We start from the raw sequence: 24,353 nt of genomic DNA, 5'->3' as shown, positions 1-24,353 counted from the left end.
GAACCGCCTCCATGATGACTGCCCCGATCCCCGCGAACGAAGCGGAGCGGATCCAGGCGCTGCGCGAGCTGCTGATCCTGGACACGCCGCCCGAGGAGCGCTTCGACCGCATCGTCGAGTTCGCCGCCGAGGAATTCGGCGTGCCGATCGCGCTGATCAGCCTGGTCGACGACGACCGCCAGTGGTTCAAGGCCCGCTTCGGGCTGGCGGTGTGCGAGACCGACCGACGCAGCAGCTTCTGCGGCCATGCCATCCACGTGTCGGAGGTGATGGTCGTGTCCGACGCCACCCAGGATCCGCGTTTCGCGGACAACCCGATGGTGCTGGGGCCGCCGCACATCCGCTTCTACGCCGGCGCGCCGCTGGAGATCCGCCCTGGCGTCCGTGTCGGCACCCTGTGCCTGATCGATCGGCGCCGCCGCACGCTGGACGACACCGACCTGGCCATCCTCATGAGCCTGCGCGACGTGGTGGTGTCCGAGTTGCTCGGGAAGGCCGCGGAGTCGGGTTCATGAGCGCCGCCGCGCTGCCCCAGCTGCTGCTGGTCGACCCGCATTCGCTGTTCCGCCGCACGGTCGCGATGGTCGCGCGGCAGCTGGGCATCGCGCAGGTGCATGAGTCCAGCAGCCTGGAGGCGGCGCAGCGCCTGCTGGAGCACCAGTCGATGGACGGCCTGCTGCTGGACATCGGCCAGGGGCTGGACGCGCTCGCGCTGCTGCAGAGCGTGCGCGCCGGCGCCCTGCGCTGCCCGCCGTCCACCCCGGTGGCCTTGACCGCCGAGGCCTGCGACCTGTCCACCGCGCAGCTCTACAAGGAGCTGCAGGTGCGCCGCATCATGCTCAAGCCCTTCAAGGTCAAGACCGCGCTGGAGGTCATCCAGGACCTGGCTCGCCCCGAACCGGCCCAGTGAGGGCCGCGGGCACACCCCTGGTGGGGGTCACTCCACCCAATGCTGGGTGAGCCAGGGGGTGGGCAGCACGTAGCTGCGCAGGTGGCGCCAGCGGTGCTTGACGCCGCCGGCGAAGGCGGCGCGGAAGTGGTCCCACGGCTTCTCGTGCGGCGGGTCCTGGGTGTTCCAGCGGCCCAGCATGACGTCGGCCGGGTTCGGCCCGCCCGGGAAGGTCACGATGCGCGCGCCGGCCGGCAGCTTGGCCGGCTTGAAGTAGCGCAGCGGGAAGGCCGGCAGGCAATGCAGGCGGAAATGGCGCGTCCACAGGTGCGGCCAGAACTTGATGCCGCCGGGCACCGACGCGGTCACCCAGTGCTGCTCGAAGCCATGCTTGTCGGCCACGGCCTGGGGGTCGGCGCGGAATTTCTCGATGATGTGCGGGTACTTGCCGACCGGGAAGCGGAACACCGAGGTCTGCCCCAGGCGCTGCATCGGCTTGGCCCAGTTGCGGGCCAGCACCACGTCGTCGGGATGGCCGTGGGTGAAGTAGCCGTCGATGTTGTCGACGATCACCGAATCCAGGTCGATGAACAGCACCGGGCCGGACAGGCCGGTCTTCTGGCCCAGGTCGGCGCTCCACATCACCAGCTTGCGCCACTTGCCCAGGGACTTCTTCGGCCATTCGCAGCCGAGTTCCTCCAGCGGGTAGGCGTCCACCTCCGGGCGCAGGCCCTCGGCGTTGTCGGTCAGGCAGACCAGGCGGAAATCGCCGGTCACATGCCGGCGCAGCATGCCGTAGAGGCGGTTGACGTATTCCGGGCCGTAAGCGGTGCCCCACTTGACGCAGATGACTTGTTTCATGGGGGAGCGATGGCTCATTTTGGTTGTGGTCTCACCCAGATAGGGAAGGACGACACTATACGCAGCTGCCTGTAACTGGATTGCAAACGGGGCTTTCCGTCTCGATGACGCTGGACATCGGGCGCCCCACCGGGCGCCTGACGCACCCGCCGCCGGACTGGCTTCGATATGCGATGGGCGCAGTTGGACATGCCAGGACCTTCGTTCCGGCGAGGAAGCGCGCTGCCTAGAGTCGGCGCCCATGACAGCCCTCGCCCCGCCCCTGACCGTCCCGCCGCCGCGGCCCGCCGCGTTCGTGGAAGACGCCGATGCGCCCTCGCAGGCCTTCGAGATCCAGGCCTTCGACGCGCCGCTTGGCGCGGAGGTGCTGGGGCTCGACCTGGCTCGGCCGCTGAACGACGCCGACTTCGCGCGACTGCACCGCGCGCACCTGGACCACCACGTCCTCGTCTTCCGCGACCAGCGGATCACGCCCGCGCAGCACATCGCCTTCAGCCGGCGCTGGGGGCCCTTGCAGATCCATGTGCTGCGCAACTTCCAGCTGCCGGGCCACCCGGAGATCCTGCAGGTGTCCAACCTCCGCGATGCGCAGGGTCAGCCGGTCGGGCTGGGCGACGCCGGCCAGTACTGGCATTCGGACCTGTCCTATAAGGAGCGTCCCAGCCTGGGCTCGCTGCTGCACGCGCAGGAACTGCCTGCGCAGGGCGGCGACACGCTGTTCGCGAACCAGCATCTCGCCTATGACGGCCTGCCGCTGGCGCTGAAGACCGCGATCGCCGGCAAGCGGGCGGAGCACAGCTACCTGGCGAAGTACGAGGAACTGCGGGCGCGCAATCCCTGGCGCCCGAAGCTGACGCCGGCGCAGATCGCCGAGGTCAAGCCGGTGTCGCAGCCGGTCGTGCGCATCCACCCGGAGACCGGCCGACGCGCGCTCTTCGTCAGCGAGCACTTCACGACGCGCATCCTGGACCTGCCCGAGGACGAAAGCCGCGACCTGCTGGCGCAGCTCTTCCGGCACAGCAGCCGGGAAAGCATCGTCTACCGCCACCGTTGGCAGGCGCACGACCTGGTGTTCTGGGACAACCGCTCGCTGCTGCACCTGGCCGCGGGCTGTCCGGATTCCCTGCGCCGCCACCTCCACCGCACCACCATCGAGGGCGACGTTCCGGTGGGATGACCCACCCCTTCGCGTGCTTCACCCGCCTCCACTTCCCTGCCATGACCTCTTCATTCAAGAAACCCCTGATGGCCGCCCTCGGACTGGCGCTCGCGCTGGCCGGCACCGCCTCGCAGGCGGAAGGCAAGCTCCGCATCGCTGAGCAGTTCGGCATCGTCTACCTGCTGCTCAACGTCGCCCAGGACCAGCAGCTGATCGAGAAGCACGGCAAGGCCGCCGGCGTCGACATCCAGGTCGAGCGCGTGCAGCTGTCCGGCGGACCGGCGATCAACGAGGCGCTGCTGTCCGGCAGCATCGACATCGCCGGCGCGGGCGTCGGCCCGCTGCTGACGCTGTGGGACAAGACGCAGGGGCGGCAGAACGTGCGCGGCATCGCCTCGCTGGGCAACTTCCCGTACTACCTGACCAGCAGCAATCCCGCCGTCAAGAGCATCGACGACTTCAGCGACAAGGACCGCATCGCGCTGCCGGCGGTGGGCGTGTCGGTGCAGTCGCGCATCCTGCAGCTGGCCTCGGCCAGGCGCTGGGGCGACGCGCAGTTCAACCGGCTGGACCGTTTGCAGGTCGCCTTGCCGCATCCGGAAGCGACCGCGGCGCTGATCAAGGGCGGCACCGAGATCAACGCCCACTTCGGCAACCCGCCGTTCCAGGAGCAGGGCCTGGCGGGCAATCCCAACGTGCATGTGGTGCTCAGCAGCTACGAGGTGCTGGGCGGGCCGGCGTCGGCCACGGTGCTGTACACGACGGAGAAGTTCCGGCGCGACAACCCGAAGACCTACAAGGCCTTCGTCGGCGCGCTGGCCGAGGCGGCGGACTTCATCGCGAAGCACCCCGAGCGCGCGGCCGACATCTACATCCGCAACGAGAACTCCAAGGTGCCCAAGGACCTGCTGCTGAAGGTGATCAAGAACCCGGAGGTGCAGTTCAAGATCACCCCGCAGAACACCTTCGCGCTGGCGTCCTTCATGCATCGGATCGGCGCGATCAAGAACAAGCCGGCCTCCGCGCAGGATTACTTCTTCGACGATCCGCACAACGCGGCGGGGAGCTGAGCATGAGCGCGGTGCTGGAGCGGCTCGACGCGATCGACACCCGGCCTGGCTGCGAGGCCTGCGAGGCCGGCGGCCAGGCGGCGGGCGCGCCGCTGGCGCAGCAGGCGCGGCTGAGGGTGGAAGGCGTCAGCCTCGAATACCGCGGCGAGCGCGGCCCGATCCGCGCGACCCATCGCGTCGGTTTCGACGTGATGCCGTCGGAGCGCTTCGTGCTGCTTGGCGCGTCGGGCTGCGGGAAGTCCTCGCTCCTGAAGGCGGTCGGCGGCTTCATCGCGCCGGCCGAGGGCCGGATCCTGGTCGACGGCCGACCGATCGACGGACCCGGGCCGGACCGCATCGCGGTGTTCCAGGAATTCGACCAGTTGCCGCCCTGGAAGACGGTGCTGGAAAACGTCGCGTTCCCGCTGATCGCCTCGGGTTCGCTGCCGCGCAAGGCGGCGCTGGAGCAAGCGCGGGACTGGCTCGCCCGCGTGGGCTTGGCGGACTTCGCGTCGGCCTATCCGCATCAGCTGTCCGGCGGCATGAAGCAGCGCGTCGCGATCGCCCGCGCGCTGGCGATGAAGCCGCGCGTGCTGTTGATGGACGAGCCCTTCGCCGCGCTGGATGCGCTGACGCGGCGTCGCATGCAGGACGAGCTGCTGGCGCTGTGGGAGCAGGAGCGCTTCACCTTGCTCTTCGTGACCCATTCGATCGAGGAGGCCTTGATCGTCGGGCACCGGGTGCTGGTGCTGTCGCCGCATCCGGGACGGGTGCGGGCGGAGTTGAATGCGCAAGGGCTCACGCCGGCGCAGCGGGCCGCACAGGCCAATCGCATCGAACGACTGCTGTTCGGCGACCGGGAGGCGGTCGATGCGATCAGCGAGCCGGTGGCTGCTGAACGGGCCGCGGCCCTGACTTGAGGAGGCGCGATGACCGTGACCGCGTTGCCGACATCTCGGCTGCTGGATCCTCCCGCGCGCGCCGAGCGCGAATTCGCGCTGACCGATGCTCCGCCGGTCGAGGCGATGCCCGTGCCGCTGTGGCGGCGCGCGCTGGACTCGAGCGCCTGGCGCCAGGCCGCGCTGCTGGCGCTGCTGGCCGCGTTGTGGGAGATCGCCGCGCGCGCCGCCGGCAACGACCTGCTGCTGCCGACCTTCACCGCAGCCGCGAGCGCCCTGTGGGAGGGGCTCGCCAGCGGGGAGTTGCTGCAGCGGGCGTTCATCTCGCTGAGGCTGCTGCTGCAGGGTTATGCGCTGGGCGTGGCGCTCGCGCTGGGTTTGACGGCGCTGGCCACCTCGTCGCGCTGGGGCCGGGACCTGCTGTCCAGCCTGACGGCGATGTTCAATCCGCTGCCCGCGATCGCGCTGCTGCCGCTGGCGCTGCTGTGGTTCGGACTGGGCTCGGGGAGCCTGATCTTCGTGCTGGTCCATGCGGTGCTGTGGCCGCTGGCGCTGGCGGCTTCGGCGGGGTTCGCGGCGGTGCCCGAGACGCTGCGCATGGCGGGCCGCAACTATGGCCTCAGGGGACCGCGCTATGTCGCGCAGATCCTGCTGCCTGCGGCGCTGCCGGCCATCCTGTCGGGGTTGCGCGTGGGCTGGGCTTTCGCGTGGCGGACGCTGATCGCCGCGGAGCTGTTCTTCGGCGCCTCCTCGGGCCAGGGCGGCCTGGGCTGGTACATCTTCCAGAACCGCAACGAGCTGATGACCGATCGCGTCTTCGCGGGACTCGCGCTGGTGATCCTGATCGGATGGCTGGTCGAGCGGCTGGTGTTCAGCACGATCGAGCGCGTGACGGTCAGGCGGTGGGGCATGCAGCGCTGAACCCAGCGATCCGGATGGATCTCGGGGCGGGCTCTCCCTCCATCAGCGGAATACCGAGCAGCGTCGCCAGGCGTTGCATCTTCTTGTCCTTCGACCAGAGCCTGGCCTCCGGCGTCCTGAGCGTGGCCACCAGGACGGCCATGTCGACCAGACCGCAGCCGGAGCCGTACATCTTCCGTTCTTCGACCACCGTCAGAACTTCGTCGACATCGACGGATTCGATCTGGAGCAGGTTCGCAAGAAGCTGCAAGGTGGCCGATCGCGGTACGGGCGGTGTGCCGCAACGCAGCTCACCAATGAGAAGCTCATGAGTGACCACGCGATGGTCCTTGAGGAGCTCAAGCAATCGTGGATTGCTGCGGCGGAAGTGCTCGATCCAGATCGAGGAATCGACAACGATGCAGGTGGTCATTCGGGAACCTCCGGATCCCAGCGACGGCGAGGGATGTCCTCCATGTCCGGCGCGCATCCGCCAAGATCGGCCAATCGATGCGCCGCTTGGATGGCGATGTAGGTCTTCATCGCCAAGGTCACCATCTCCTGGGGGCTCATGGGTGTGTCGGAGAGCTCGAGGGCGCGTTGATAGAGGGCTTGGTCAAGCATGATCTTCCTTTTCACGAGTCGCTCCGAGGCGGCATCACTGAAGCCGGATCAGTGACTCGACACGCGCATCGGATTGCGAAGGCGCCAGCTTGCCCCGCCTCGCCCCCGCCGTCAGTGGCCTGTTCCTATGCCGCTGCCGGACCGGCCCACCGACTCCAGTGGTGCCGCCCCCAAAAACAAACGCCCCGGCCGAAGCCGGGGCGCTGCTCGCATCGGATGACAAGGGTCAGTTCATGGCTGGGTCTTGGGCTTCCTCATGCTGGACGACATGGATGAAGGGTAGGGACGCGGCGCCACGCCGGGAACGAAGCGAAGCGGATAAGCTGCGGCGACAACCGCGCTTGGAGCGACCCGCTCCCGGCGGATAGGCTGCGCGGTTTGCCCGCGTCCGGTACCACCCCGCCGGACGCGTCGCCCGACCATCCCACCAGGATCACAAGGAGCGCCCATGAGTGCCAAGGAGACCTCTTCCCCCACCGCGTCGCCAGCGATCGAGCGGCCCGACCGCCCCGCCGTGCTGGACCTGATCGGCAACACGCCGCTGGTGCCGGTGAACCGGCTCGACACCGGCCCCTGCCAGCTCTTCCTGAAGCTGGAATCGCAGAACCCCGGCGGCTCGATCAAGGACCGCATCGGCCTGTCGATGATCGAGGCGGCCGAACGCGACGGCCTGCTCCCGCCCGGTGGCACCGTCGTCGAGGCCACGGCCGGCAATACCGGGCTCGGGCTCGCGCTGGTCGCGCGGGCGAAGGGCTACCGGGTCGTGCTGGTCGTGCCGGACAAGATGTCGGCCGAGAAGGTGCTGCAGCTCAAGGCGCTCGGCGCCGAGGTGCACATCACCCGCTCCGACGTCGGCAAGGGCCACCCCGACTACTACCAGGACCGCGCCGCGCGCCTGGTCCGGGACCTCCCCGGCGCCTGGTACGCCGACCAGTTCAACAACCCCAACAACCCGCTCGCGCACGAGACCACCACCGGTCCGGAGATCTGGCAGCAGGTCGGCCACCGGATCGACGCGCTGGTCTGCGGCGTCGGCTCCGGCGGCACGATCACCGGCCTGTCGCGCTTCTTCGCCAAGGTCCGGCCGGGCCTGGACGTGGTGCTGGCCGATCCGGCCGGCTCCATCCTCAAGGACTTCATCGAGACCGGCAGCTTCGGCGAGGCCGGCTCCTGGGCCGTCGAGGGCATCGGCGAGGACTTCGTGCCGCCGATCGCGGACCTGAGCGGCGTGCGCCACGCCTACGCGATCACCGACGAGGAGAGCTTCGCCACCGCGCGCGACCTGTACCGCGCCGAGGGCATCCTGGCGGGCTCGTCCACCGGCACGCTGCTGGCCGCGGCGCTGAAGTACTGCCGCGCGCAGACCACGCCCAAGCGCGTGGTGACGCTGGTCTGCGACACGGGCACCCGCTATCTCTCCAAGGTCTACAACGACCCGTGGATGTTCGACCAGGGCCTGCTCAAACGCGAGAGCAAGGGCGACCTGCGCGACCTGATCGCGCGGCGGCCGGAAGACGGCGCCGTCATCAGCGTCAGCCCCGAGGACACGCTGGCCACCGCCTTCTCGCGCATGCGCCAGGCCGAGGTCTCGCAGCTGCCGGTGCTCAAGGACGGGAAGCTGGTGGGCCTGCTGGACGAGTCCGACCTGCTCGCGCAGATGCACATGGACGCGCGCCACTTCAAGGACAGCGTCGACAGCGCGATGAGCCATGATGTGCAGACGCTGCCGCCGGGCGCGCCGCTGTCCGACCTGATCGCGCAGCTGCGCAAGGGCCTGGTGGCCGTGATCGCCGACGATCGCGGCTTCCACGGCCTCGTCACCCGCTTCGACCTGTTGAACCACCTGCGAAAGGGCTTGTCATGAGCCATTCCCCCGAGAAAGACAACGACCATCCGGCCGACGCCGACCTGCGCTTCGACACGCGCGCGATCCATGGCGGCCAACGCCCCGATCCGCTGACCGGGGCGGTGATGCCGCCGATCTACGCGACCTCGACCTACCGCCAACAGAGCCCCGGCGTCCACCAGGGCTACGAATACGGCCGCACCCACAACCCGACCCGCCAGGCCTATGAGCGCGCGATCGCCAACCTGGAGGGCGGCGTGCAGGGCTACGCGTTCTCGTCCGGCCTGGCCGCGATGGCGACGGTGCTGGACACGCTGGACGCGGGCTCGCACATCGTCGCGGGCGACGACCTCTATGGCGGCAGCTACCGGCTGTTCGAGCGCGTGCGCAAGCGCAGCGCCGGCCTGCAGGTGAGCTACGTCGACAGCAGCGACCCGGAGAACGTCCGCGCCGCGCTGCGGCCCGAGACGAAGATGATCTGGATCGAGACGCCCAGCAACCCGCTGCTGAAGCTGACCGACCTGGCCGCCGTCGCGAAGATCGCGCGCGAGCACGGCGCGCTGGCCATCGCCGACAACACCTTCGCCAGCCCCTGGGCGCAGCGTCCGCTGGAACTGGGCTTCGACGCGGTGATGCATTCGGCGACGAAGTACCTCAACGGGCACAGCGACGTCATCTCCGGCGTGGTCGTGGTCGGGGGCGAGCAGCGCCAGGCGGCGCTGCGCGAGCAGCTCGAGTTCCTGCACAACGCGGTGGGCTCGGTCGCCGGCCCCTTCGACAGCTTCCTCGCGCTGCGCGGGCTCAAGACGCTGGCGCTGCGCATGGCGCGCCACAACGAGAGCGCGCTGGCACTCGCCCGCTGGCTGGAAGGCCAGCCCAAGGTGCGCCGTGTCCACTATCCGGGCCTGGAGAGCCATCCGCAGCAGGCGCTGGCCCAGCGCCAGATGCGCGGCGGCGGCGGGATGATCAGCGTCCAGCTCGACACCGACCTGGCCGGCGCGCGCCGCTTCCTGGAGCGGGTGCGGATCTTCTCGCTGGCCGAGAGCCTGGGTGGCGTCGAGAGCCTGATCTCGCTGCCGGCGCTGATGACGCATGCGTCGATCCCGGTGGAGACGCGGGCGCGGCTGGGCATCACCGATTCGCTGGTGCGGATCTCCGCCGGCATCGAGGACCTCGAGGACCTGCGCGATGACCTGAAGGCGGGCCTGGACGCGGTCTGACCGACCAACGATCCGCGGGAATTCCGCGGCGGACGAACGCGCCGGGGCCGGGAGGCCGCCGGCGCGTTCTGCTTTTCCGAACTGCTGGCCGCACAAGAATCGAAGCGTGGCGTGAAGAATGCGTGAAGATGCGCGCGTCAAACGCGCGAAGCGTTGCGCCGCCAAGTGGCGAATCCACGCGCACCGGATTTGTTGGCTCGTCGGAAAAACCTTCGACAAGTCTTTCTTAACTTCCGTTTAAGCGAAGTTATTTATGATCCGGCTTCGTTTTTCTCGGAGGCCCTCTCATGTCTGCCCTCAACTACCGCCATCTGCACTACTTCTGGGTCGTCGCCAAGGAGGGCGGCTTCGCCCGGGCGGCGGACCGCCTCGGCATGGCGGTGCAGACGATCAGCGCGCAGGTGCGGGAGCTCGAGCGCTCGCTGGGCCATCAGCTGCTCAAGCCCGAAGGCCGCGGCCTGGTGCTGACCGAGGCCGGCCAGGCCGCCTTCGCCCGCGCCGAGGAGATCTTCCAGATCGGCCAGATGGTGCCGCACGAGGTCCACGAGGCGGCCACGCAGCGCGTGCAGCGCCTGTCGGTGGGCTTGTCCGACGGCCTGTCCAAGCTGGCCGCCCATGCCCTGCTGGCGCCGGTCCTGGACACGCCGAACCTGCGCCTCGTCTGCCATGAGGGCGAGGTCGACCAGCTGATCGGCGAGCTGGCTCTGCACCACCTGGACCTGGTGCTGACCGACCAGCCTGCGCCCGTGAATCCGACGCTGCGCATCACCAGCCAGCTGCTGGCCAGCACCTCGGTCGACTGGTACGGCCCCGCGGAACTGGTCGAGCGCGCCCGTCGCGCGCCGAACAAGGGCTTCCCTCACGTGCTGGAGACGCTGCCGGTGCTGCTGCCGACGCGCCACGCCTCGCTGCGCGCGGGCCTGGAGCGCTGGTTCGAGCAGCACCACATCCGGCCGCAGATCGTCGGCGAGTTCGAGGACAGCGCGCTGATGAGCGTCTTCGCCGCGCGCGGCCTGGGCGTCTTCCCGGTCAGCCGACTCGGCGCGGACGACCTGTCGATGATGGCCGGCCTGCACCTGCTGGGCCAGACCGAGGTCGTCGAGGACGTCCACGGCATCTACTCCCGCCGCGGCCAGAACCATCCGCTGGTCTCGAAACTGCTGCAGCGTCGCGGCATGCAGGAACCGGTGATGGATAGCGAATCGGAAATTGCTTCAGCAGAATGAGATTGAAGCAGGTTTATCCGAAGTGAATGCGACGCTAAGGTCCGCACCTCGTGCGCGCGAGAGCGCGCGTTCCGTCCAACGGCTCACTCGGATCCAGGAGAACCAGTCATGAGCGACTACCAACGACATCCGGCGTCCCCCTCGGCCTGGACGCCCGCCACCGCCAGCGGCGGCGATTCGGTCTTCACCCAGCGCGCCGACGTGGCGCGCGTGCTGCGCAACACCTATGCGCTGCTGTCGATGACGCTGCTGTTCAGCGGCGCGGTGGCGGCGGCCGCGGTGGCGTTCAAGCTGCCCGCCCCGGGCATGATCCTGACGCTCATCGGCTACTTCGGCCTGCTGTTCGTGATCCACAAGACGCAGCACTCCGCCGCGTCGGTGCCGCTGGTCTTCGCGCTGACCGGCTTCATGGGCTACACCCTGGGCCCGCTGCTGAGCGCCATCCTGAACCTGCCCGGCGGCGCCAACACGATCGCCCTGGCGCTGGGCACCACCGGCGCGACCTTCCTGGTGCTGTCGGCCTATGTGCTGGCGACCAGGAAGGACTTCAGCTTCATGGGCGGCTTCCTGTTCGCCGGCATGATCATCGCGATCCTGGCGTCGCTGGCCAACCTGTTCTTCCAGCTGCCGATGCTGGCGATGGTGGTCTCGGGCGTCGTGGCGCTGCTGTCGGTGGGCATGATCCTGTTCCACACCAGCATGATCGTGAACGGCGGCGAGCGGAACTACGTGATGGCCACGGTCAGCCTGTTCGTCTCGCTGTTCAACCTGTTCACCAGCCTGCTGAGCATCTTCGGCTTCGCCGGCTCCAGCGACGACTGACGGCGCGGCGATGAAAACCTTGTTGTGGTCGTTGACCGGCGTGTTCGCGCTGGTCTGGAGCGGATTGGCCTGGGCGGCGGCGAGCCTGGTGCGCTGGACGGTGGAGGCGCTCTCCACCGGCCGCGCCACCGAGCTGGGCAAGGCCGCGGTCGAGTTCAAGTTCCCCGCCTGGGCCGAGCCCTTCCTCGACACCGGCCTGCTCGAGATGCTCCAGTCCTTCGTGCGCTGGCTGATGGAGATGGCCGGCACCGGCGCCCCGATGGCCGGGACGGCGATCGGCTGGCTGGTGCCGGTGGTGTGGATCACCTGGGCCTTCGGGCTGACGGTGCTGATCGTGATCGCGCTGCTGCTCAATCACCTGATCAAGAGCCTGCCGCGCACCGGCGGCGGCACCGCCGCGGCGACACGCTGACGCGTCCCCGGCCTCGTTCAGCCCCCGCAGGGCTGGACGAGGCCGTCGCCATGAGGCGCGGCGCGGAACTCGGGCAGCTGCTCGACCTCGGTCGCATAGGCGATCAGCGTCTGCAGCCGCTCCGCCGGCGGCAGCAGCTCCGGCGTCATCTGCCGGACGAATTCCCACATCACCCCGATCGTGATGCCCGCCAGGCCGATCGCGTCGCGCTCGGCCGAGAGCGGCGCCTTGCCCATCTCCGCCTCAAGCTCCAGCAGCGCGGCGCGCAGCTGGGCGCCCACCCGCTCGAGCCAGGGCGCATGCTGCTTGTCGTCCGGGCGCAGCTGCTGCTCGTACACCGCCTGCACGCTCTTGTCGGTCGCCGCCAGCGCCAGGCCGATCAGCCGCAGCGCGCGCTTGAGCGCCGGATCGCTGGGCGGCAGCAGCGCCCGTCCCGGCGACAGCGACTGCGCGTACTGCAGGATCAGCGTCGAATCCATCAGCACCGTGCCGTCGTCGCAGACGAAGGTCGGCGCCTTGACGACCGGGTTGATGCGGCTGAATTCGTCGAAGGTGCGGAACACCGACAGCGAGCGGTGCTCGAAGTGCAGGCCCAGCAGCTGCATCGCGATCGCGGCGCGGCGGACGTAGGGGGAGTCGAGCATGCCGATGAGCTGCATGGCGGAACTTTCGTGAGGGACGTGGAGGGCTCAGGCGCCGGCGGGCAGCGCCACGGTGAAGCGGTAGAGGCAGCACTCGTCGCCGTGGAGGGTGCGGACCTCGCGATCGATCTCGCCGGCGGCGCGGCCACGGATGACGCCGGGCCAGAACTGCGCGGCGGGCGTGTTGGCCATCAGGTGGTAGACCTCCCAGCGGCCCGGGAAGCGCGCCAGCACCTCGCCGGCCGCGCGCGCCGCCAGGCCGTGGCCGCGGTAGCCCCGCGCGAGGAAGAAGTAGCCCATGTTGTGGTCGGACTGGCTGTCCTCGCAGTCGCGGTCGACCACCGCGAAACCGGCCAGTTCGTCGCCGACCCAGATCAGGAACGGATGCACGTCCGGCTGCGCCCAGTACGGCGCCTTGGGCCGCAGCTGGTAGCGCCCCTCGGGCGCGAACGCCACCGGCGTCCACTCGCTGAGGTCGTAGTTGTAGAACTGCATCAGGTTCTCGATGCGCGGCAGGTCGTCGGGCGCCGCGCGCTCGATCCGCAGCGCCGGGCTGTCGGGAAGCGGCACGGGGATCGAGTCGGAAAAGGCGCCGGGTCGTGTCTCCATGAGGCCTCGCTGCTGGCTGTTCCTGTGGTCCTCCGGCCGCGTCAGCGCGGCGGCGGGAAGTCGTCGTCGAAGGGGTAGCGCACGCCGGCCAGCGCGCGGATGCGGTCCATCCACCCGAGCACCGCCAGCGTCTCCGCATGCGGGACCACCGGGCTTTCGATCTCGCCGGCGCGGGCGCAGCGCATCGCCTCGCGGATCTCGTTCTCGAAGCCGTTGATCTCGAAGGGGCGCTCGATCGTCTCGGCCGTGCCGCGCGCCGGCAGCCACTGCAGACGCGTCGCTTCCCAGAAGGTCTCCGGCAGCACGATGGCGCCGGCCGCGCCGAGCACCTGCATCGTGTTGGGCGCGAAGGTGTCCACCGCGCAATGGAACTGCGACACCAGGCCGTCGCCGAAGTCCAGCGCCACCGCCAGCCGCGCATCCACGCCGGTCGGCGCGAGCCTGGCCCGCACCTGCAGGTCCACCAGCGGCGGCACCTCGCCGAGCGCGTGCTGCAGCACCCAGCGCGTGGCGGTCAGGTTGTAGATGCCGACGTCCAGCAGCGCGCCGCCGGCCAGCGCCGGGCTGAAGATGCGGCTGTCGGGGTCGTAGGGCGCGGGGAAGCAGAAGCTCGATTGCAGCCCGTGCAGCGCGCCGAGGCGGCCATCGCGCAGCCAGGTCGCGAGTTCCTGGTAGGCCGGCAGGAAACGCGTCCAGACGGCTTCCATCAGAAAGCTCCGGTGCGTGCGCGCGGCCTCGACCAGGCGGCGGCCCATCTCCTGGTTGGGCACCAGCGACTTCTCGCACAGCACCGCCTTGCCGGCGCGCAGCGCGGCCAGGACGGGCTCGTAGTGCTGGCCATGAGGCGTGGCCACGTAGACGCCGTCGATGGACGGATCGGCCAGCAGCACCGCCGGATCGGTGTGGGCGAGCACGGCGGGTTCTCCCGGCGCCGACCAGCGGTCGGCGAACTGCTGCGCGCGATGGGCATCGCGGCCGCAGACCGCATGCAGGCGGCAGCCGTCGAGGCGCGCGACGGCATCGGCGAAGCGATGGGCGATCGCGCCCGGGCCGATCACGGCCCACTGGAAGGTGGAGTCGGACATGGGTCGGTGGGGAAGCGGGCCGGTCCCGCGATGTGCGGCAAGGGAGCCGACATGCTAATCGCCAACGCCGTCGTGACGTCTTGCCGCGGAAGGCCTCAGGGTTGTCCCGGGGCAGGGTTCGTCACGGGGGCGGACGACGCCCATGCCCTTCGTTCCCGGCAGGGTCATCGGCTAAGGTGGCGGCCTCGCACAACACGAATGCCTGTGACCCACGCAGGCCGTCTCCCATGAGGATTCCCTTCGTCCTGGCCGCCACCGTGGCCCTCGCCGCGCCCGTCCTGGCGCAGACCGTCGCGCCCGCCACGGCCCCGGCCTCCGCCGTGGCGTCGGCCGCCACCGGCGCGCCGTCCGCCAACCTGCTGCTGGCGCCGAGTCCGCTGCCGCTGCAGTACCCGCCGTTCGACCGCATTCCCGATGCCGACATCGGCCCCGCGCTCGACCAGGGCATGGCGGAGCAGCTGGCCGAGGTGGCCGCGATCGCCGACAACCCGGCCGCGCCGACCTTCGACAACACCATCGTGGCGCTCGAACGCGGCGGCCGCACGCTGGGCCGCGCGACCACGCTGCTGATGAGCCTCACCGGCGCCGACGCCAACCCCGCGCGGCTGAAGCTGCAGGCGGACTACGCCACCCGCCTGGCCGCGCACCGCGATGCGATCCAGCTCAACCCCAGGCTCTTCGCCCGCATCGAGGCGCTGTACCAGCGCCGCGCCGCGCTGGGCCTGGGCGCGCAGGAGCAGCGCCTGATCGAACGCCAGTACCAGCAGTTCCTGCGCGCCGGCGCGAAGCTGGACGAGGACGGCAAGGCCCGCATGAAGGCGATCAACGCCGAGATGGCGCAGCTGGGGGCGCGCTTCAACCAGAACGTCCTGGCGGAAGTGAACGACTCGGCGGTCGTCGTCGACAGCCTGGAGGAACTCAAGGGCCTGGACGAGGAGCAGGTCTCCGCCGCCGCGGCGGCCGCCAAGGCCCGCGGCCTGGACGGCAAGTACCTGATCGCGCTGCTGAACACGACCGGCCAGCCGGTGCTGGCGCAGCTGGAGAACCGCGCGCTGCGCCAGCGGGTGTACGAGGCCTCGGTGGCGCGCGGCTCGCGCGGCAATGCCTTCGACAACACCGCGCTGGTCTCGCGCGTGGTCACGCTGCGGGCCGAGCGGGCGCAGCTGCTGGGCTTCGCCACGCATGCCGACTTCGTGCTCAAGGATGAGACGGCCAAGACCCAGCAAGCCGTCAACGGCATGCTGCGCCAACTGGCGCCGTCGGCGGTCGGTGCGGCCCGGCGCGAGGGCGCCGAGCTGCAGGCCGTGATCGACCGCGAGCAGGCTGCGCGTCATCAGCCCTCGTTCAAGCTGGCCGCCTGGGACTGGAGCTTCTACAGCGAGAAGCTGCGGGCCGAGAAGTACGGCTTCGACGAGTCGCAGCTCAAGCCCTACCTCGAGATGAGGAACGTGCTGGAGAACGGCGTGTTCTACGCGGCGGGGCAACTCTACGGCCTCAAGTTCAAGGAGCGCCGCGACCTGCCGGTCTACCACCCCGACGTGCTGGTCTACGACGTCTTCAACGCGGACGGCTCGCAGCTGGCGATCTTCCTGGCCGACCTGTACGCGCGGCCCTCCAAGCGCGGTGGCGCGTGGATGAATGCCTACGTCGACCAGAGCGGGCTGATGAACCAGAAGCCGGTGGTGGCGAATCACCTCAACATCCCGAAGCCGGCCGACGGCAAGCCCACGCTGCTGACCTGGGACGAGGTGACGACGCTGTTCCACGAGTTCGGGCATGCGCTGCACGGCATGTTCTCCAACGTGAAGTACCCGAGCATGGCCGGCACCAAGGTGCCGCGCGACTTCGTCGAGTACCCGTCGCAGGTCAACGAGATGTGGGCGGACTGGCCGAGCGTGCTGGCGAACTACGCGAAGCACTACAAGACCGGCGAGCCGATGCCGCGCGCGTTGCTGGACAAGGTGCTGGCGGCCAAGCAGTTCAACCAGGGTTTCGCCTCGACCGAGTACCTGAGCGCCGCGAGCCTGGACCAGCGCTGGCACCAGCTGCCGCTGGACCGGATCCCGGCGGCCGACGGCGTGATGGCCTTCGAGGCCCAGGCGCTGCGCGAGGAGGGCTACGACTACGACGCGGTGCCGCCGCGCTACCGCACGCCCTACTTCAGCCACATCATGGGCGGCTACGCGGCCGGTTACTACGCCTACGTGTGGTCGGAGGTGCTGGACGCCAACACGGTGCAGTGGTTCAAGGCCAATGGCGGCCTCAAGCGCGAGCTGGGCGACACCTTCCGCGCCAAGCTGCTGTCGCAGGGCGGCAGCCAGGACGCGCTGACGCTGTTCCGCGGCGTCGTCGGCCACGAGCCGCAGATCCAGCCGCTGCTCGAGCGCCGCGGACTGGTGATCGAGAAGACCCGTACCGCCGGGTCGCCGCAGCAGGCGGCGCAGCCCTGATCGCAGGCGGCGCCCGCCGCGAGCGGGCGCCCGTCGTCAGCCGCCGGTCTTGTCGAGGTCCTTCGTGTCCTCGACCCCCTGCTGCGTGATCAGCCGCTGCATCAGCGCGAAGAAGCGGTCGTAGAACTGTCCGGCCGGGATGGTCTCGGACGCGACCTTGACCAGTGATTCCGAGGTCGACGACAGCGGCACCGAGATCGAGCCGATCGCGCTCACGCCCAAGCTGGTGGAGTTGGCGCTGCGCTTGACGTTGTAGCGGTCCTGCAGCGCCGACACGTAGGCGGTGGCCAGCTTGCCGCTGCCGCCCTCGGGCACGCAGACGATGGTGAAGCTGATCTCCACGTGCACCTCGCCCTCGGGCTGGAAGCGCTTCGTGCCGGCGATCGAGTCCGGCGTCGCGGTGTTGATCACGTAGCCCTGGCTCAGCAGCGCGCGCCGCGCGGCCTCGCAGGTGTCGTTGACGCTGGCGTCGAACAGGCGCGAGAAGGTCTCGTCCGCCGCGAAGCGCTCGTTCTGGTAGACGGAGTTCTTGCGCGCGGCGCTGCCCGGCCCGAAGGCGCCGCAGCCGGCCAGCAGCGCGGCCGCCAGGGCCGCCATGGCCCAGGGGCGAAGGGAATCGGAAGTGAGGCGTCGGATCATCGTCGTCGGGCCGTGATCGGCCAGCGGCGGATTATCCGTGTCCGGGCTGACGACGCCCCGTCATCACCGCACCGCTGTGCGACCCCGGGCTCAGTGGGCCAGCTGCGAGGTCAGCAGCGTCTCCCATTCGCCGTCGATGCAGACCTGCAGGCGGCGCGCGCTGCCGGGGCAGCGGTGCCAGTGCTCGCTGGCCGCGGACATCAGCGCCGGCCATAGCGGGCGGTCGCCGTCGCAGCGGCTGCGCGGGATCACCAGGGCCAGTTCGCGTTGCGTCTCGTGGCCGTCGGCTTCAATGAAGTCCAGCCGCGCCCGCACGACCACCGTCAGCGGGGTCGACAACAGCAGTTCGGCATTCACAATTTCCAGCGTTTCCATGGCCGCGATCGTAGGCAGGCCGCATGCCCATGGGTGTCGGGGTCGCCCGCGACGCCCTGTAGGACATTGCCTCATCCCGCAGGCGGTGATCGCCCTCGCTACCTTCGATCCGAACGGCGCGTGCGCCATTCGCCGGCGATCTCCGCTTGTCCTACAAAACATCGCGGATGCGGACGACAGGGCCGGCTGTTCGGCATACGTAGAGTCAATTCCAGCGCACCGCGGAGTGCACAAGGAGCCGACAGATGGGTATCGCCGACCACCATTCCCTCGCCCTGCATGTTCATGAGATCGCCTGCCAGGTCCAGTGGACCGCCGTCGGCGACCACGAACCGGTCCTGGGACTGGAAGCGGCCCTGCCCTACCTGATGGACCACGCCCCCGCGACGTTCGCCGAGCCGGCCCCTGCCGTCGTGTCGACAGACCGCCACGCCGCGTGAGTCCGAGCCCTGTCATCAATCCAAGGAGATCAACATGATGATTCGAGCCACCGTTCTCGCCCTGGCCACCGCTGTGGGCGCCATCACGATGCTGCCGGGCTGCGCCGTCACCCGCGGCCAATCCTCGGTCGGCGAGTACGTCGACGATGCCGCCGTCACCACCGCGGTGAAGTCCAAGTTCGTCGAGGCCAAGACCGTGGACGCCAGCTCCATCCACGTCGAGACGCTGCAGGGCGAGGTGATGCTGTCGGGCTTCGCCAAGAGCGCCACCGAGAAGGCCGATGCCGAGCGCCTGGCGCGCGAGGTCAAGGGCGTGAAGCGCGTCAAGAACGAGATCGCCATCCGCAACTGATCGGGTGACCGATCGGGCCGCGGAGGCCCAGCCTGACGCGCTGACGCGCGACCGACACGCGCCCGGTGGCGGCCTGACCGACCGCCCCGGGCGCTGTGNCCGTCCGTTCGCGCGCACCCGCTTGTGGTTCCGAGAAGTACACGAGTCCCGCCATGGAGTCCCAGCCCGCCAGCGCCGCCCTCACCTGCTTCCTCGTCGAGGACAACGCCGTCATCCGGGAGAACCTGGTGGCGACGCTCGAGGAGATGGTGGACCTGCGCGTGCTCGGTCACGCGGAGGACGAGCGCGGCGCGCTGGACTGGCTGTCGGAGAGCCATCCCGGCTGCGACCTGCTGATCATCGACATCTTCCTGGCCCAGGGCACCGGGCTGAACGTGCTGCGCGCCGCCGGCGAGCGGATGCCGCAGGCGCGTCGCGTGGTGCTGAGCAACTACGCGACGCCGGACATGCGCCAGCGCTGCTTCGCGCTGGGCGCCGACAAGGTGTTCGACAAGTCAGCCGAGCTCGAGGACCTGCTCGCCTACTGCGGCGGCCTGGCCGATGCGGCCCATCGCGATGCGGCTACTCGATCAGCCCGTTCTTGAGGGCGTAATACGTCAGCTCGCTGTTGGTGTTCAGCGCGAGCTTCTCCAGCACGCGCGAGCGGTAGGTCGAGACCGTCTTCACGCTCAGCGACATGCCGTCGGCGATGTGGCCGACGGTCTCGCCGCGGGCCAGGCGCAGGAAGACCTGCAGCTCGCGCTCGGACAGGGACTCGTGCGGCGCCTGGTCGGCCGGCGCGCCCAGGCCCTCGGCCAGCAGCTCGGCCACGGCCGGCGTGATGTACTTGCGACCGCGGAACACGGTGCGGATCGCGGTGGCGATCTCCTCGGGGTCGCATTCCTTGTTCAGGTAGCCGCTGGCGCCCTGGCGCAGCAGCGTGGTCGCGTAGTGGGTCTCGGGGAAGCCGCTGAGGATCAGCACCGGCAGCTCGGGCTTGCGGGCCTTGATGGCGGCCAGGGTCTCGACGCCGCTCTGGTCGGGCAGCGAGAGGTCCATCAGCATCACGTCGACTTCGCCGGCGCGGGCCAGGTCCAGGGCCTCGCGGCCGGAACTGGCTTCGCCGGTGACGCGCAGGTCGACCTGTTCGGAGAGGAATTGCCGCAGCCCGGCGCGGACAATCGCGTGGTCGTCGACGATGGCGATTCGGATCATGGTGAGGCGATGGTCAAGCGAGCGAAATCGCTCGGGGAGTGTAGAGGATGAGCCTGAAGGACACCGTCACGAACCTGGGTCGCAAGACCTGGGCGATGCCGCTGGGCGTGTTCGTGGCCCTGTTGATGATCCTGATCAGCGAGCTGGCCTACTTCGGCGCCGTGTCGCAGATGGACCGCCTGGACACGCTGGGCCGGGCCCGGATGGAACTGCTCCGGCTGATGGCCCGCGTGACAGACGCCGAGTCAGGGCAACGGGGATACCTGATCACCCGCCGGCCGGAATACCTGGACCCCTACCGCTTCGCCGCGGAGGACGCCTCGCAGGGGCTCAGCGCGCTGCAGCGGATGTACGCGCAGGTCGGCGCCGAGGATGCCGAGCGCCGCAGCAAGGAGATCGCCAGCGCCGTCGGCGCCAAGCTCAGCGAGCTGCAGGAGGTGCTCAAGCTCTACGAGGGCGGGCGCGAGGCGGCCGGCCGGGAGCTCATGATGACCGACATCGGCCGCGACCAGATGGAGCAGATCCGCCGTCGCTCGGCCGAGCTGCTGGCCGACGAGAACCGCCGCATCGCGCTGGGCACCGGCCAGGTCTACGACACGCTGATGCTCAGCCGCATCGGCGTGGCCGGCATGACGCTGCTGAGCCTGATCGTGTTCGTGCTGTTCGTGCGCAAGAGCCGCGCGCTCGACGACCAGCGCGCCGAGCAGGCGCAGGAAGTGCGCGCCGAGCGCGACCGGCTGGAGGTCGAGGTGGCGCGCCGCACCGCCGAGCTCACCCAGCTGGCCCGCCACCTGCAGACCGCGCGCGAGGACGAGCGCGCCCGCCTCGCCCGCGACCTGCATGACGAGCTCGGCGCGCTGCTGACCGCGGCCAAGCTCGACGTCGCGCGGCTGCGGCCCAAGCTGCAGGCCGGGGCACCCGACCTGATGCAGCGGCTCAACCACCTGACGGAGACGCTCAACAGCGGCATCGCGCTCAAGCGCCGCATCATCGAGGACCTGCGGCCGTCGACGCTGGACCAGCTCGGCCTGGTGCCGGCGCTGGAGATCCTGTGCCGCGAGACGTCCGAGCGGCTCGGCGTGCCGATCCGCATGAGCCTGGATCCCGCGGTCGAGCTGCCGCCCAGCGCGCAGCTGACGGCCTTCCGGCTGGTGCAGGAGGCGCTGACCAACACCGCCAAGTACGCCCGGGCCACCGAGGTCGAGGTGACGCTCAAGCGCGAATACGCGCAGGCCATGGTCGTGGTTTCCGACAACGGCCAGGGCTTCGAGCCGGACCGGCTCACGCTGGGCTCGCACGGGCTGCTGGGCATGCGTTTCCGCGTCGAGGCCGAGCGCGGCCAGCTGCGCCTGCGCAGCGCGCCGGGGCAGGGCACCGAGGTCTGCGCCTGGCTGCCGCTCAAGCGCGACGAGCCGGAGATTCCGCGCATCGACTTTCCGATTCCTGGGATGGCGGGGATGCCCGCGGAGGGCGGCGCCTCGCCTGCGGGCGGCGGGCTGTAGGCGGCCATGGGGCCGGCACCACTGTCGTACTTGGACGTCCCCTCACCCCTGCCCTCTCCCCGCAAGCGGGTAGAGGGAGTTTTCTTGAGGGGCGTGGCGGGCGGGGGCTGTAGGCGGGCTCCTACGAGCGCCCGGGACGCTCGGCGACCACCGCTTCCGGTCGCCGCCGACCCGGTGGCGCCGGGCGCCTGCCTAGAGTGAGGTCATGGATCCGCGGCCCTCCGCGGAATTTCCGCGACACCGCGATATCCCCGAAAGGAGCCTCGCCATGAAGCACTCTTCCCGCCCCAGCCAACTCGCCCTGCTGCTGCCCGCCGTGGTGGCCGCCGTCGCCCTGACCGCCTGCGGTCGTGAGGACGACGGTCGCACCGCCGGCCAGCGCCTGGACGACGGCATCTCCAAGATGGAGCAGAAGTCCGAGGAAGCGAAGCAGGACACCCGTCAGGCCATGGACAACATGGGCAACAAGATGGACCGGACCGCCGACAAGGTCGGCGCCGCCGTCGACGACGCCCAGATCACCACGTCCATCAAGACCGCGCTGGCGGGCGACCCCAAGCTCAGCGCGCTCGACGTGAAGGTCGAGACCGAGAAGGGCCACGTGACCCTGGACGGCACCGCGCCCGACCTGGCCGCGCGCGACCGCGCCGGCTCGATGGCCCTGGCCGCCAAGGGCGTCCAGTCGGTCAACAACCGCATCAAGGTCAACGGCTGATCTCCTCCTCTGCAGCCGTCTGACCGGGGCCCCGGCCCGCGTCGCCCGACGCGGTGCCGGGGCTTTCTGCTGTCGGCCTTCGCCCGGGGTATTCCCGGTTTCCTGTCGTATTCGTGACGATTCGTTAACGCGCTTCACGGGGTTGTCATCCGCGCTGCCTAGCGTGCCGCCCTGTCGCCACCCGGCCCGTCGAGGGAGACCGGGCCGCGGCGTCCTCGAGCCACGAAAGATCGACATGAAGAAGACGACCGTCCGTTCCGTTCCCCGCCTGTGCCGCCCGAGCCGGCTGGGCCGGACCCTGATGAGCCTGGCCGCGATCGCGGCGCTGAGCGCCTGCAACACCAAGGACAACGACGGCTACGACATCCCGGCCGTCGTCCAGCCGACGCAGGGCCGGCTCGTCGATGCGCCGGTGGAGGGCGTCAGCTACCAGGCCACGCCGTCGGCGATCTCCGGCAAGACCGGCGCGAACGGCGTCTTCACCTGCAAGGCGGGCGACACGGTGAGCTTCAGCGTCGGCGGCGTCGTGGTGGGCAGCGCCGCCTGCGCGGCGACCGTCGCCGCGGCGGACCTCGCCGGCACCAGCGCGCTGGGCGACGTCAAGCTGCAGAACCGCCTCGTCTTTCTGCAGGCGCTGGACGAGGACGACGATCCCACCAACGGCATCCGCATCACGGCCGCAGTGCACGACGCGCTGACCCAGGCGCTGGACTTCACCCTGGCCGCGGCCGACTTCGACAAGGCCTTCGCCGCGCTGCTGCCGGCCGGGCAGAACGACGTCTACGGCCAGCCCTACGCCGGCCGCGCGATGAGCGCCAGCCGCCGCGCCGCCGCGGTCGACCACTACGAATCGACGATGGCCACGCTGCTCGGCAAGACCGAGACCAGCAGCGCCACCCAGGACAGCGCCGGCGGCGCCGTCGCGATCACCAAGTTCCAGATCCGCGCCGCCGACAACCAGTACGTGCCCTACGAGGGCAGCAACGCCGACGCGAAGAAGGACTTCCCCAAGGGCTTCTATCCGGCGGTCGGCTCGGGCCTGGCCTACAAGGGCAAGAACGCGGATGGCGCGCTGGAGTTCTGGGGCATCACCGACCGCGGCCCCAACGGCGACAGCCCGAGTGCGCCGCGCCCGGACACCGGCGCGGTCGCGACGACCAAGATGTTCCCCGCGCCGAGCTTCGCGCCGTCGATCGGCGTGATCACGCTGGGCAAGGACGGCGCCGTCATCGCCAGCCTGAATCCGCTGAAGAACCCGGATGGCTCGAAGGTCACTGGCCGCCCGCTGCCCTTCGGCGCCGTCGGCAACAGCGCCGAGGTGCCGCTGGCCGACACCCTGAAGTTCGACCAGACCAAGGGCAACTTCGACGCGAACGGCCTGGACAGCGAGACGCTGGTCCACGACGCTGCCAACAAGGTGTTCTGGACTTCGGACGAGTACGGCCCCTTCATCGTGAAGATCGACGCGGCCAGCTTCCAGGTCGTCAAGCGCTACGCGCCCGGCACGACCGCCGGCAGCCTGCCCGAGGTGCTGAAGCATCGCCGCCCCAACCGTGGCATGGAAGGCCTGACGATGGACGCGGCCACCGGCCGGCTGCATGGCTTCCTGCAGAGCCCGATCGATCCGGTGGACGCCGCCGGCAAGAGCCTCGAGGTCGTCGACAGTGCCGACCTGGACCAGGACGGCAAGACCACCGACAAGGTCAAGGTGCGCGACTTCGCCCAGTTCGCGCGCTGGATCGAGTTCGATCCCAAGACCGAGACCTCGCGGCTCTACGCCTATCCGCTCAGCTACCCGCTCGCCGCCAAGGGCGAGAAGTGGGACCGCAACCGCACCGGCAGCGCCAAGCTCGGCGACCTGGTCTCGCTGGGCAACGGCAGGTTCATCGTCATCGAGCAGGGCGCCGACTCGACCGGCGCGGTGCGCAACTTCCTGATGCTGGTGGAGCTGCCGGCCGCGGCGACCGACATCGCCGCCATCGGGACCGAGCTCGAGCGCAACAGCATCGATGGCGTGACCGCCTCGGCGGTGACCTGGGCCCAGGTCGTGAAGCTGAAGAAGACGGTGCTGCTGGACCTGAACGCCGCCGGCTGGAAGGCCGAGAAGGCCGAGGGCCTGGCGGTCGTCGACGGCAACACGCTGGCGCTGATCAACGACAACGACTTCGGCCTGATGTCGACGCTGGTGGACGCCAAGGGCAAGCCGCTGGCCGGCGATCCGACCGAGTGCAGCGTCGACGCCAACGGCGTGATCGTCCAGGACGGCAGCTGCGCGGCCGGCGCGACCACCGCGCGCGTGACCCGCGGCAACGAGGTCGACCGCCTCACCCACCTGTGGCTGTTCAAGTTCCCGAAGGCGCTGAGCAGCTACGTGGCGCCCTGACCGGCCGGCGGCCCGGCCCTTCGCGGTCGGGTCTACCCGAGGTGTCCTCCGGCACCTCGGC

Annotated in this window: 27 protein-coding genes; 18 read left to right on the top strand and 9 right to left on the bottom strand. The window is 69.8% G+C overall.

What is annotated here, in order from left to right:
- Positions 1-11 precede the first annotated feature (11 nt).
- Positions 12-515, top strand: coding sequence for a GAF domain-containing protein (locus ACTJKJ_RS09680; protein ID WP_147241230.1), 504 nt, complete (start codon positions 12-14; stop codon positions 513-515).
- Positions 512-910 carry a response regulator gene (locus tag ACTJKJ_RS09675; RefSeq protein ID WP_440820292.1) on the top strand — a complete coding sequence of 133 codons (399 nt, stop codon included), beginning with the start codon at positions 512-514 and terminating at the stop codon, positions 908-910. Before ACTJKJ_RS09680 ends, ACTJKJ_RS09675 begins: the two co-directional genes overlap by 4 nt.
- A 27-nt stretch (positions 911-937) precedes the next feature.
- On the opposite strand, the gene ACTJKJ_RS09670 is transcribed toward ACTJKJ_RS09675, so the two are convergent.
- Complete coding sequence (locus ACTJKJ_RS09670) at positions 938-1,750, bottom strand: glycosyl transferase (protein ID WP_091729754.1); 813 nt, start codon at positions 1,748-1,750, stop codon at positions 938-940.
- Between the two features lie 241 nt (positions 1,751-1,991).
- Between ACTJKJ_RS09670 and ACTJKJ_RS09665 the strand changes: the two genes are divergently transcribed.
- From ACTJKJ_RS09665 to ACTJKJ_RS09650, 4 genes are all read left to right on the top strand, one after another.
- Positions 1,992-2,927 (top strand): TauD/TfdA dioxygenase family protein, encoded by a 936-nt coding sequence (locus ACTJKJ_RS09665; protein WP_440820291.1) that lies wholly within the window; start codon positions 1,992-1,994, stop codon positions 2,925-2,927.
- Positions 2,928-2,995: 68 nt separating this feature from the next.
- On the top strand, positions 2,996-3,979 hold the full coding sequence (locus ACTJKJ_RS09660) for an ABC transporter substrate-binding protein (protein WP_222617131.1): 984 nt from the start codon (positions 2,996-2,998) through the stop codon (positions 3,977-3,979).
- Between the two features lie 2 nt (positions 3,980-3,981).
- Positions 3,982-4,878: an ABC transporter ATP-binding protein gene (locus ACTJKJ_RS09655; protein ID WP_440820290.1), complete on the top strand. Its 897-nt coding sequence runs from the start codon at positions 3,982-3,984 to the stop codon at positions 4,876-4,878.
- A 9-nt stretch (positions 4,879-4,887) separates the two neighbouring features.
- Positions 4,888-5,778 (top strand): ABC transporter permease, encoded by an 891-nt coding sequence (locus ACTJKJ_RS09650; protein WP_440820289.1) that lies wholly within the window; start codon positions 4,888-4,890, stop codon positions 5,776-5,778.
- On the opposite strand, the gene ACTJKJ_RS09645 is transcribed toward ACTJKJ_RS09650, so the two are convergent.
- Positions 5,753-6,190: a type II toxin-antitoxin system VapC family toxin gene (locus ACTJKJ_RS09645; protein ID WP_440820288.1), complete on the bottom strand. Its 438-nt coding sequence runs from the start codon at positions 6,188-6,190 to the stop codon at positions 5,753-5,755. The two genes, ACTJKJ_RS09650 and ACTJKJ_RS09645, sit on opposite strands and share 26 nt — an antisense overlap.
- A complete protein-coding gene (locus tag ACTJKJ_RS09640; protein ID WP_221213919.1) occupies positions 6,187-6,381 on the bottom strand; it encodes a type II toxin-antitoxin system VapB family antitoxin in 195 nt (64 codons plus the stop codon). The genes ACTJKJ_RS09645 and ACTJKJ_RS09640 overlap by 4 nt, the downstream gene beginning before the upstream one ends.
- Before the next feature lie 448 nt (positions 6,382-6,829).
- Here ACTJKJ_RS09640 and ACTJKJ_RS09635 point away from each other — a divergent pair, with 448 nt between their 5' ends.
- From ACTJKJ_RS09635 to ACTJKJ_RS09615, 5 genes are all read left to right on the top strand, one after another.
- Positions 6,830-8,245 (top strand): pyridoxal-phosphate dependent enzyme, encoded by a 1,416-nt coding sequence (locus tag ACTJKJ_RS09635; RefSeq protein WP_091729777.1) that lies wholly within the window; start codon positions 6,830-6,832, stop codon positions 8,243-8,245.
- Positions 8,242-9,447, top strand: a complete 1,206-nt coding sequence (locus tag ACTJKJ_RS09630) for a trans-sulfuration enzyme family protein (RefSeq protein WP_297380718.1) — start codon at positions 8,242-8,244, stop codon at positions 9,445-9,447. The genes ACTJKJ_RS09635 and ACTJKJ_RS09630 overlap by 4 nt, the downstream gene beginning before the upstream one ends.
- Before the next feature lie 287 nt (positions 9,448-9,734).
- A complete protein-coding gene (locus tag ACTJKJ_RS09625; protein WP_297380721.1) occupies positions 9,735-10,673 on the top strand; it encodes a LysR family transcriptional regulator in 939 nt (312 codons plus the stop codon).
- Between the two features lie 108 nt (positions 10,674-10,781).
- On the top strand, positions 10,782-11,495 hold the full coding sequence (locus ACTJKJ_RS09620) for a Bax inhibitor-1/YccA family protein (protein WP_440820287.1): 714 nt from the start codon (positions 10,782-10,784) through the stop codon (positions 11,493-11,495).
- Between the two features lie 10 nt (positions 11,496-11,505).
- On the top strand, positions 11,506-11,907 hold the full coding sequence (locus ACTJKJ_RS09615) for a hypothetical protein (protein ID WP_440820286.1): 402 nt from the start codon (positions 11,506-11,508) through the stop codon (positions 11,905-11,907).
- Between the two features lie 17 nt (positions 11,908-11,924).
- Here ACTJKJ_RS09615 and ACTJKJ_RS09610 read toward each other — a convergent pair whose 3' ends face one another.
- Genes ACTJKJ_RS09610 through ACTJKJ_RS09600 form a run of 3 tightly spaced genes read right to left on the bottom strand, consistent with a single transcriptional unit; the run spans position 11,925 to position 14,242 of the window.
- Positions 11,925-12,566, bottom strand: a complete 642-nt coding sequence (locus ACTJKJ_RS09610) for a glutathione S-transferase family protein (protein ID WP_091729797.1) — start codon at positions 12,564-12,566, stop codon at positions 11,925-11,927.
- Between the two features lie 30 nt (positions 12,567-12,596).
- Positions 12,597-13,157, bottom strand: a complete 561-nt coding sequence (locus tag ACTJKJ_RS09605) for a GNAT family N-acetyltransferase (RefSeq protein WP_183493317.1) — start codon at positions 13,155-13,157, stop codon at positions 12,597-12,599.
- A 41-nt stretch (positions 13,158-13,198) separates the two neighbouring features.
- On the bottom strand, positions 13,199-14,242 hold the full coding sequence (locus tag ACTJKJ_RS09600; RefSeq protein WP_440820285.1) for a Gfo/Idh/MocA family protein: 1,044 nt from the start codon (positions 14,240-14,242) through the stop codon (positions 13,199-13,201).
- Positions 14,243-14,469: 227 nt separating this feature from the next.
- On the opposite strand from ACTJKJ_RS09600, the gene ACTJKJ_RS09595 reads away from it, so the two are divergent.
- Positions 14,470-16,692, top strand: coding sequence for a M3 family metallopeptidase (locus ACTJKJ_RS09595; protein WP_440820284.1), 2,223 nt, complete (start codon positions 14,470-14,472; stop codon positions 16,690-16,692).
- Between the two features lie 36 nt (positions 16,693-16,728).
- Here ACTJKJ_RS09595 and ACTJKJ_RS09590 read toward each other — a convergent pair whose 3' ends face one another.
- Both ACTJKJ_RS09590 and ACTJKJ_RS09585 read right to left on the bottom strand, forming a co-directional pair.
- Positions 16,729-17,331: a DUF2242 domain-containing protein gene (locus ACTJKJ_RS09590; RefSeq protein ID WP_297380740.1), complete on the bottom strand. Its 603-nt coding sequence runs from the start codon at positions 17,329-17,331 to the stop codon at positions 16,729-16,731.
- 90 nt (positions 17,332-17,421) lie between these two features.
- Positions 17,422-17,706 carry a hypothetical protein gene (locus ACTJKJ_RS09585; RefSeq protein ID WP_091729815.1) on the bottom strand — a complete coding sequence of 95 codons (285 nt, stop codon included), beginning with the start codon at positions 17,704-17,706 and terminating at the stop codon, positions 17,422-17,424.
- A 245-nt stretch (positions 17,707-17,951) separates the two neighbouring features.
- Between ACTJKJ_RS09585 and ACTJKJ_RS09580 the strand changes: the two genes are divergently transcribed.
- The 3 genes from ACTJKJ_RS09580 (at position 17,952) to ACTJKJ_RS09570 (ending at position 19,082) form a co-directional block, all read left to right on the top strand.
- A complete protein-coding gene (locus ACTJKJ_RS09580) occupies positions 17,952-18,146 on the top strand; it encodes a hypothetical protein (RefSeq protein ID WP_091729820.1) in 195 nt (64 codons plus the stop codon).
- A 34-nt stretch (positions 18,147-18,180) separates the two neighbouring features.
- Positions 18,181-18,498 carry a BON domain-containing protein gene (locus tag ACTJKJ_RS09575; protein ID WP_091729824.1) on the top strand — a complete coding sequence of 106 codons (318 nt, stop codon included), beginning with the start codon at positions 18,181-18,183 and terminating at the stop codon, positions 18,496-18,498.
- Between the two features lie 152 nt (positions 18,499-18,650).
- Positions 18,651-19,082 (top strand): response regulator transcription factor, encoded by a 432-nt coding sequence (locus ACTJKJ_RS09570; protein WP_297380744.1) that lies wholly within the window; start codon positions 18,651-18,653, stop codon positions 19,080-19,082.
- On the opposite strand, the gene ACTJKJ_RS09565 is transcribed toward ACTJKJ_RS09570, so the two are convergent.
- On the bottom strand, positions 19,060-19,692 hold the full coding sequence (locus ACTJKJ_RS09565) for a response regulator (RefSeq protein WP_091729829.1): 633 nt from the start codon (positions 19,690-19,692) through the stop codon (positions 19,060-19,062). The two genes, ACTJKJ_RS09570 and ACTJKJ_RS09565, sit on opposite strands and share 23 nt — an antisense overlap.
- Positions 19,693-19,739: 47 nt before the next feature.
- Here ACTJKJ_RS09565 and ACTJKJ_RS09560 point away from each other — a divergent pair, with 47 nt between their 5' ends.
- The 3 genes from ACTJKJ_RS09560 (at position 19,740) to ACTJKJ_RS09550 (ending at position 24,292) form a co-directional block, all read left to right on the top strand.
- Positions 19,740-21,194 carry a CHASE3 domain-containing protein gene (locus tag ACTJKJ_RS09560; protein WP_297380749.1) on the top strand — a complete coding sequence of 485 codons (1,455 nt, stop codon included), beginning with the start codon at positions 19,740-19,742 and terminating at the stop codon, positions 21,192-21,194.
- A gap of 268 nt (positions 21,195-21,462) precedes the next feature.
- On the top strand, positions 21,463-21,909 hold the full coding sequence (locus tag ACTJKJ_RS09555; protein WP_183483664.1) for a BON domain-containing protein: 447 nt from the start codon (positions 21,463-21,465) through the stop codon (positions 21,907-21,909).
- Positions 21,910-22,144: 235 nt separating this feature from the next.
- Positions 22,145-24,292, top strand: a complete 2,148-nt coding sequence (locus tag ACTJKJ_RS09550; RefSeq protein ID WP_440820283.1) for an esterase-like activity of phytase family protein — start codon at positions 22,145-22,147, stop codon at positions 24,290-24,292.
- Positions 24,293-24,353 lie beyond the last annotated feature (61 nt).

It is taken from the genome of Roseateles sp. 22389 (assembly GCF_052044995.1).
In the GTDB taxonomy this organism is placed as follows: domain Bacteria; phylum Pseudomonadota; class Gammaproteobacteria; order Burkholderiales; family Burkholderiaceae_C; genus Roseateles.
Note: the sequence above shows the minus strand (reverse complement) of the source record. Positions and strands in the feature narration are given on the sequence as shown.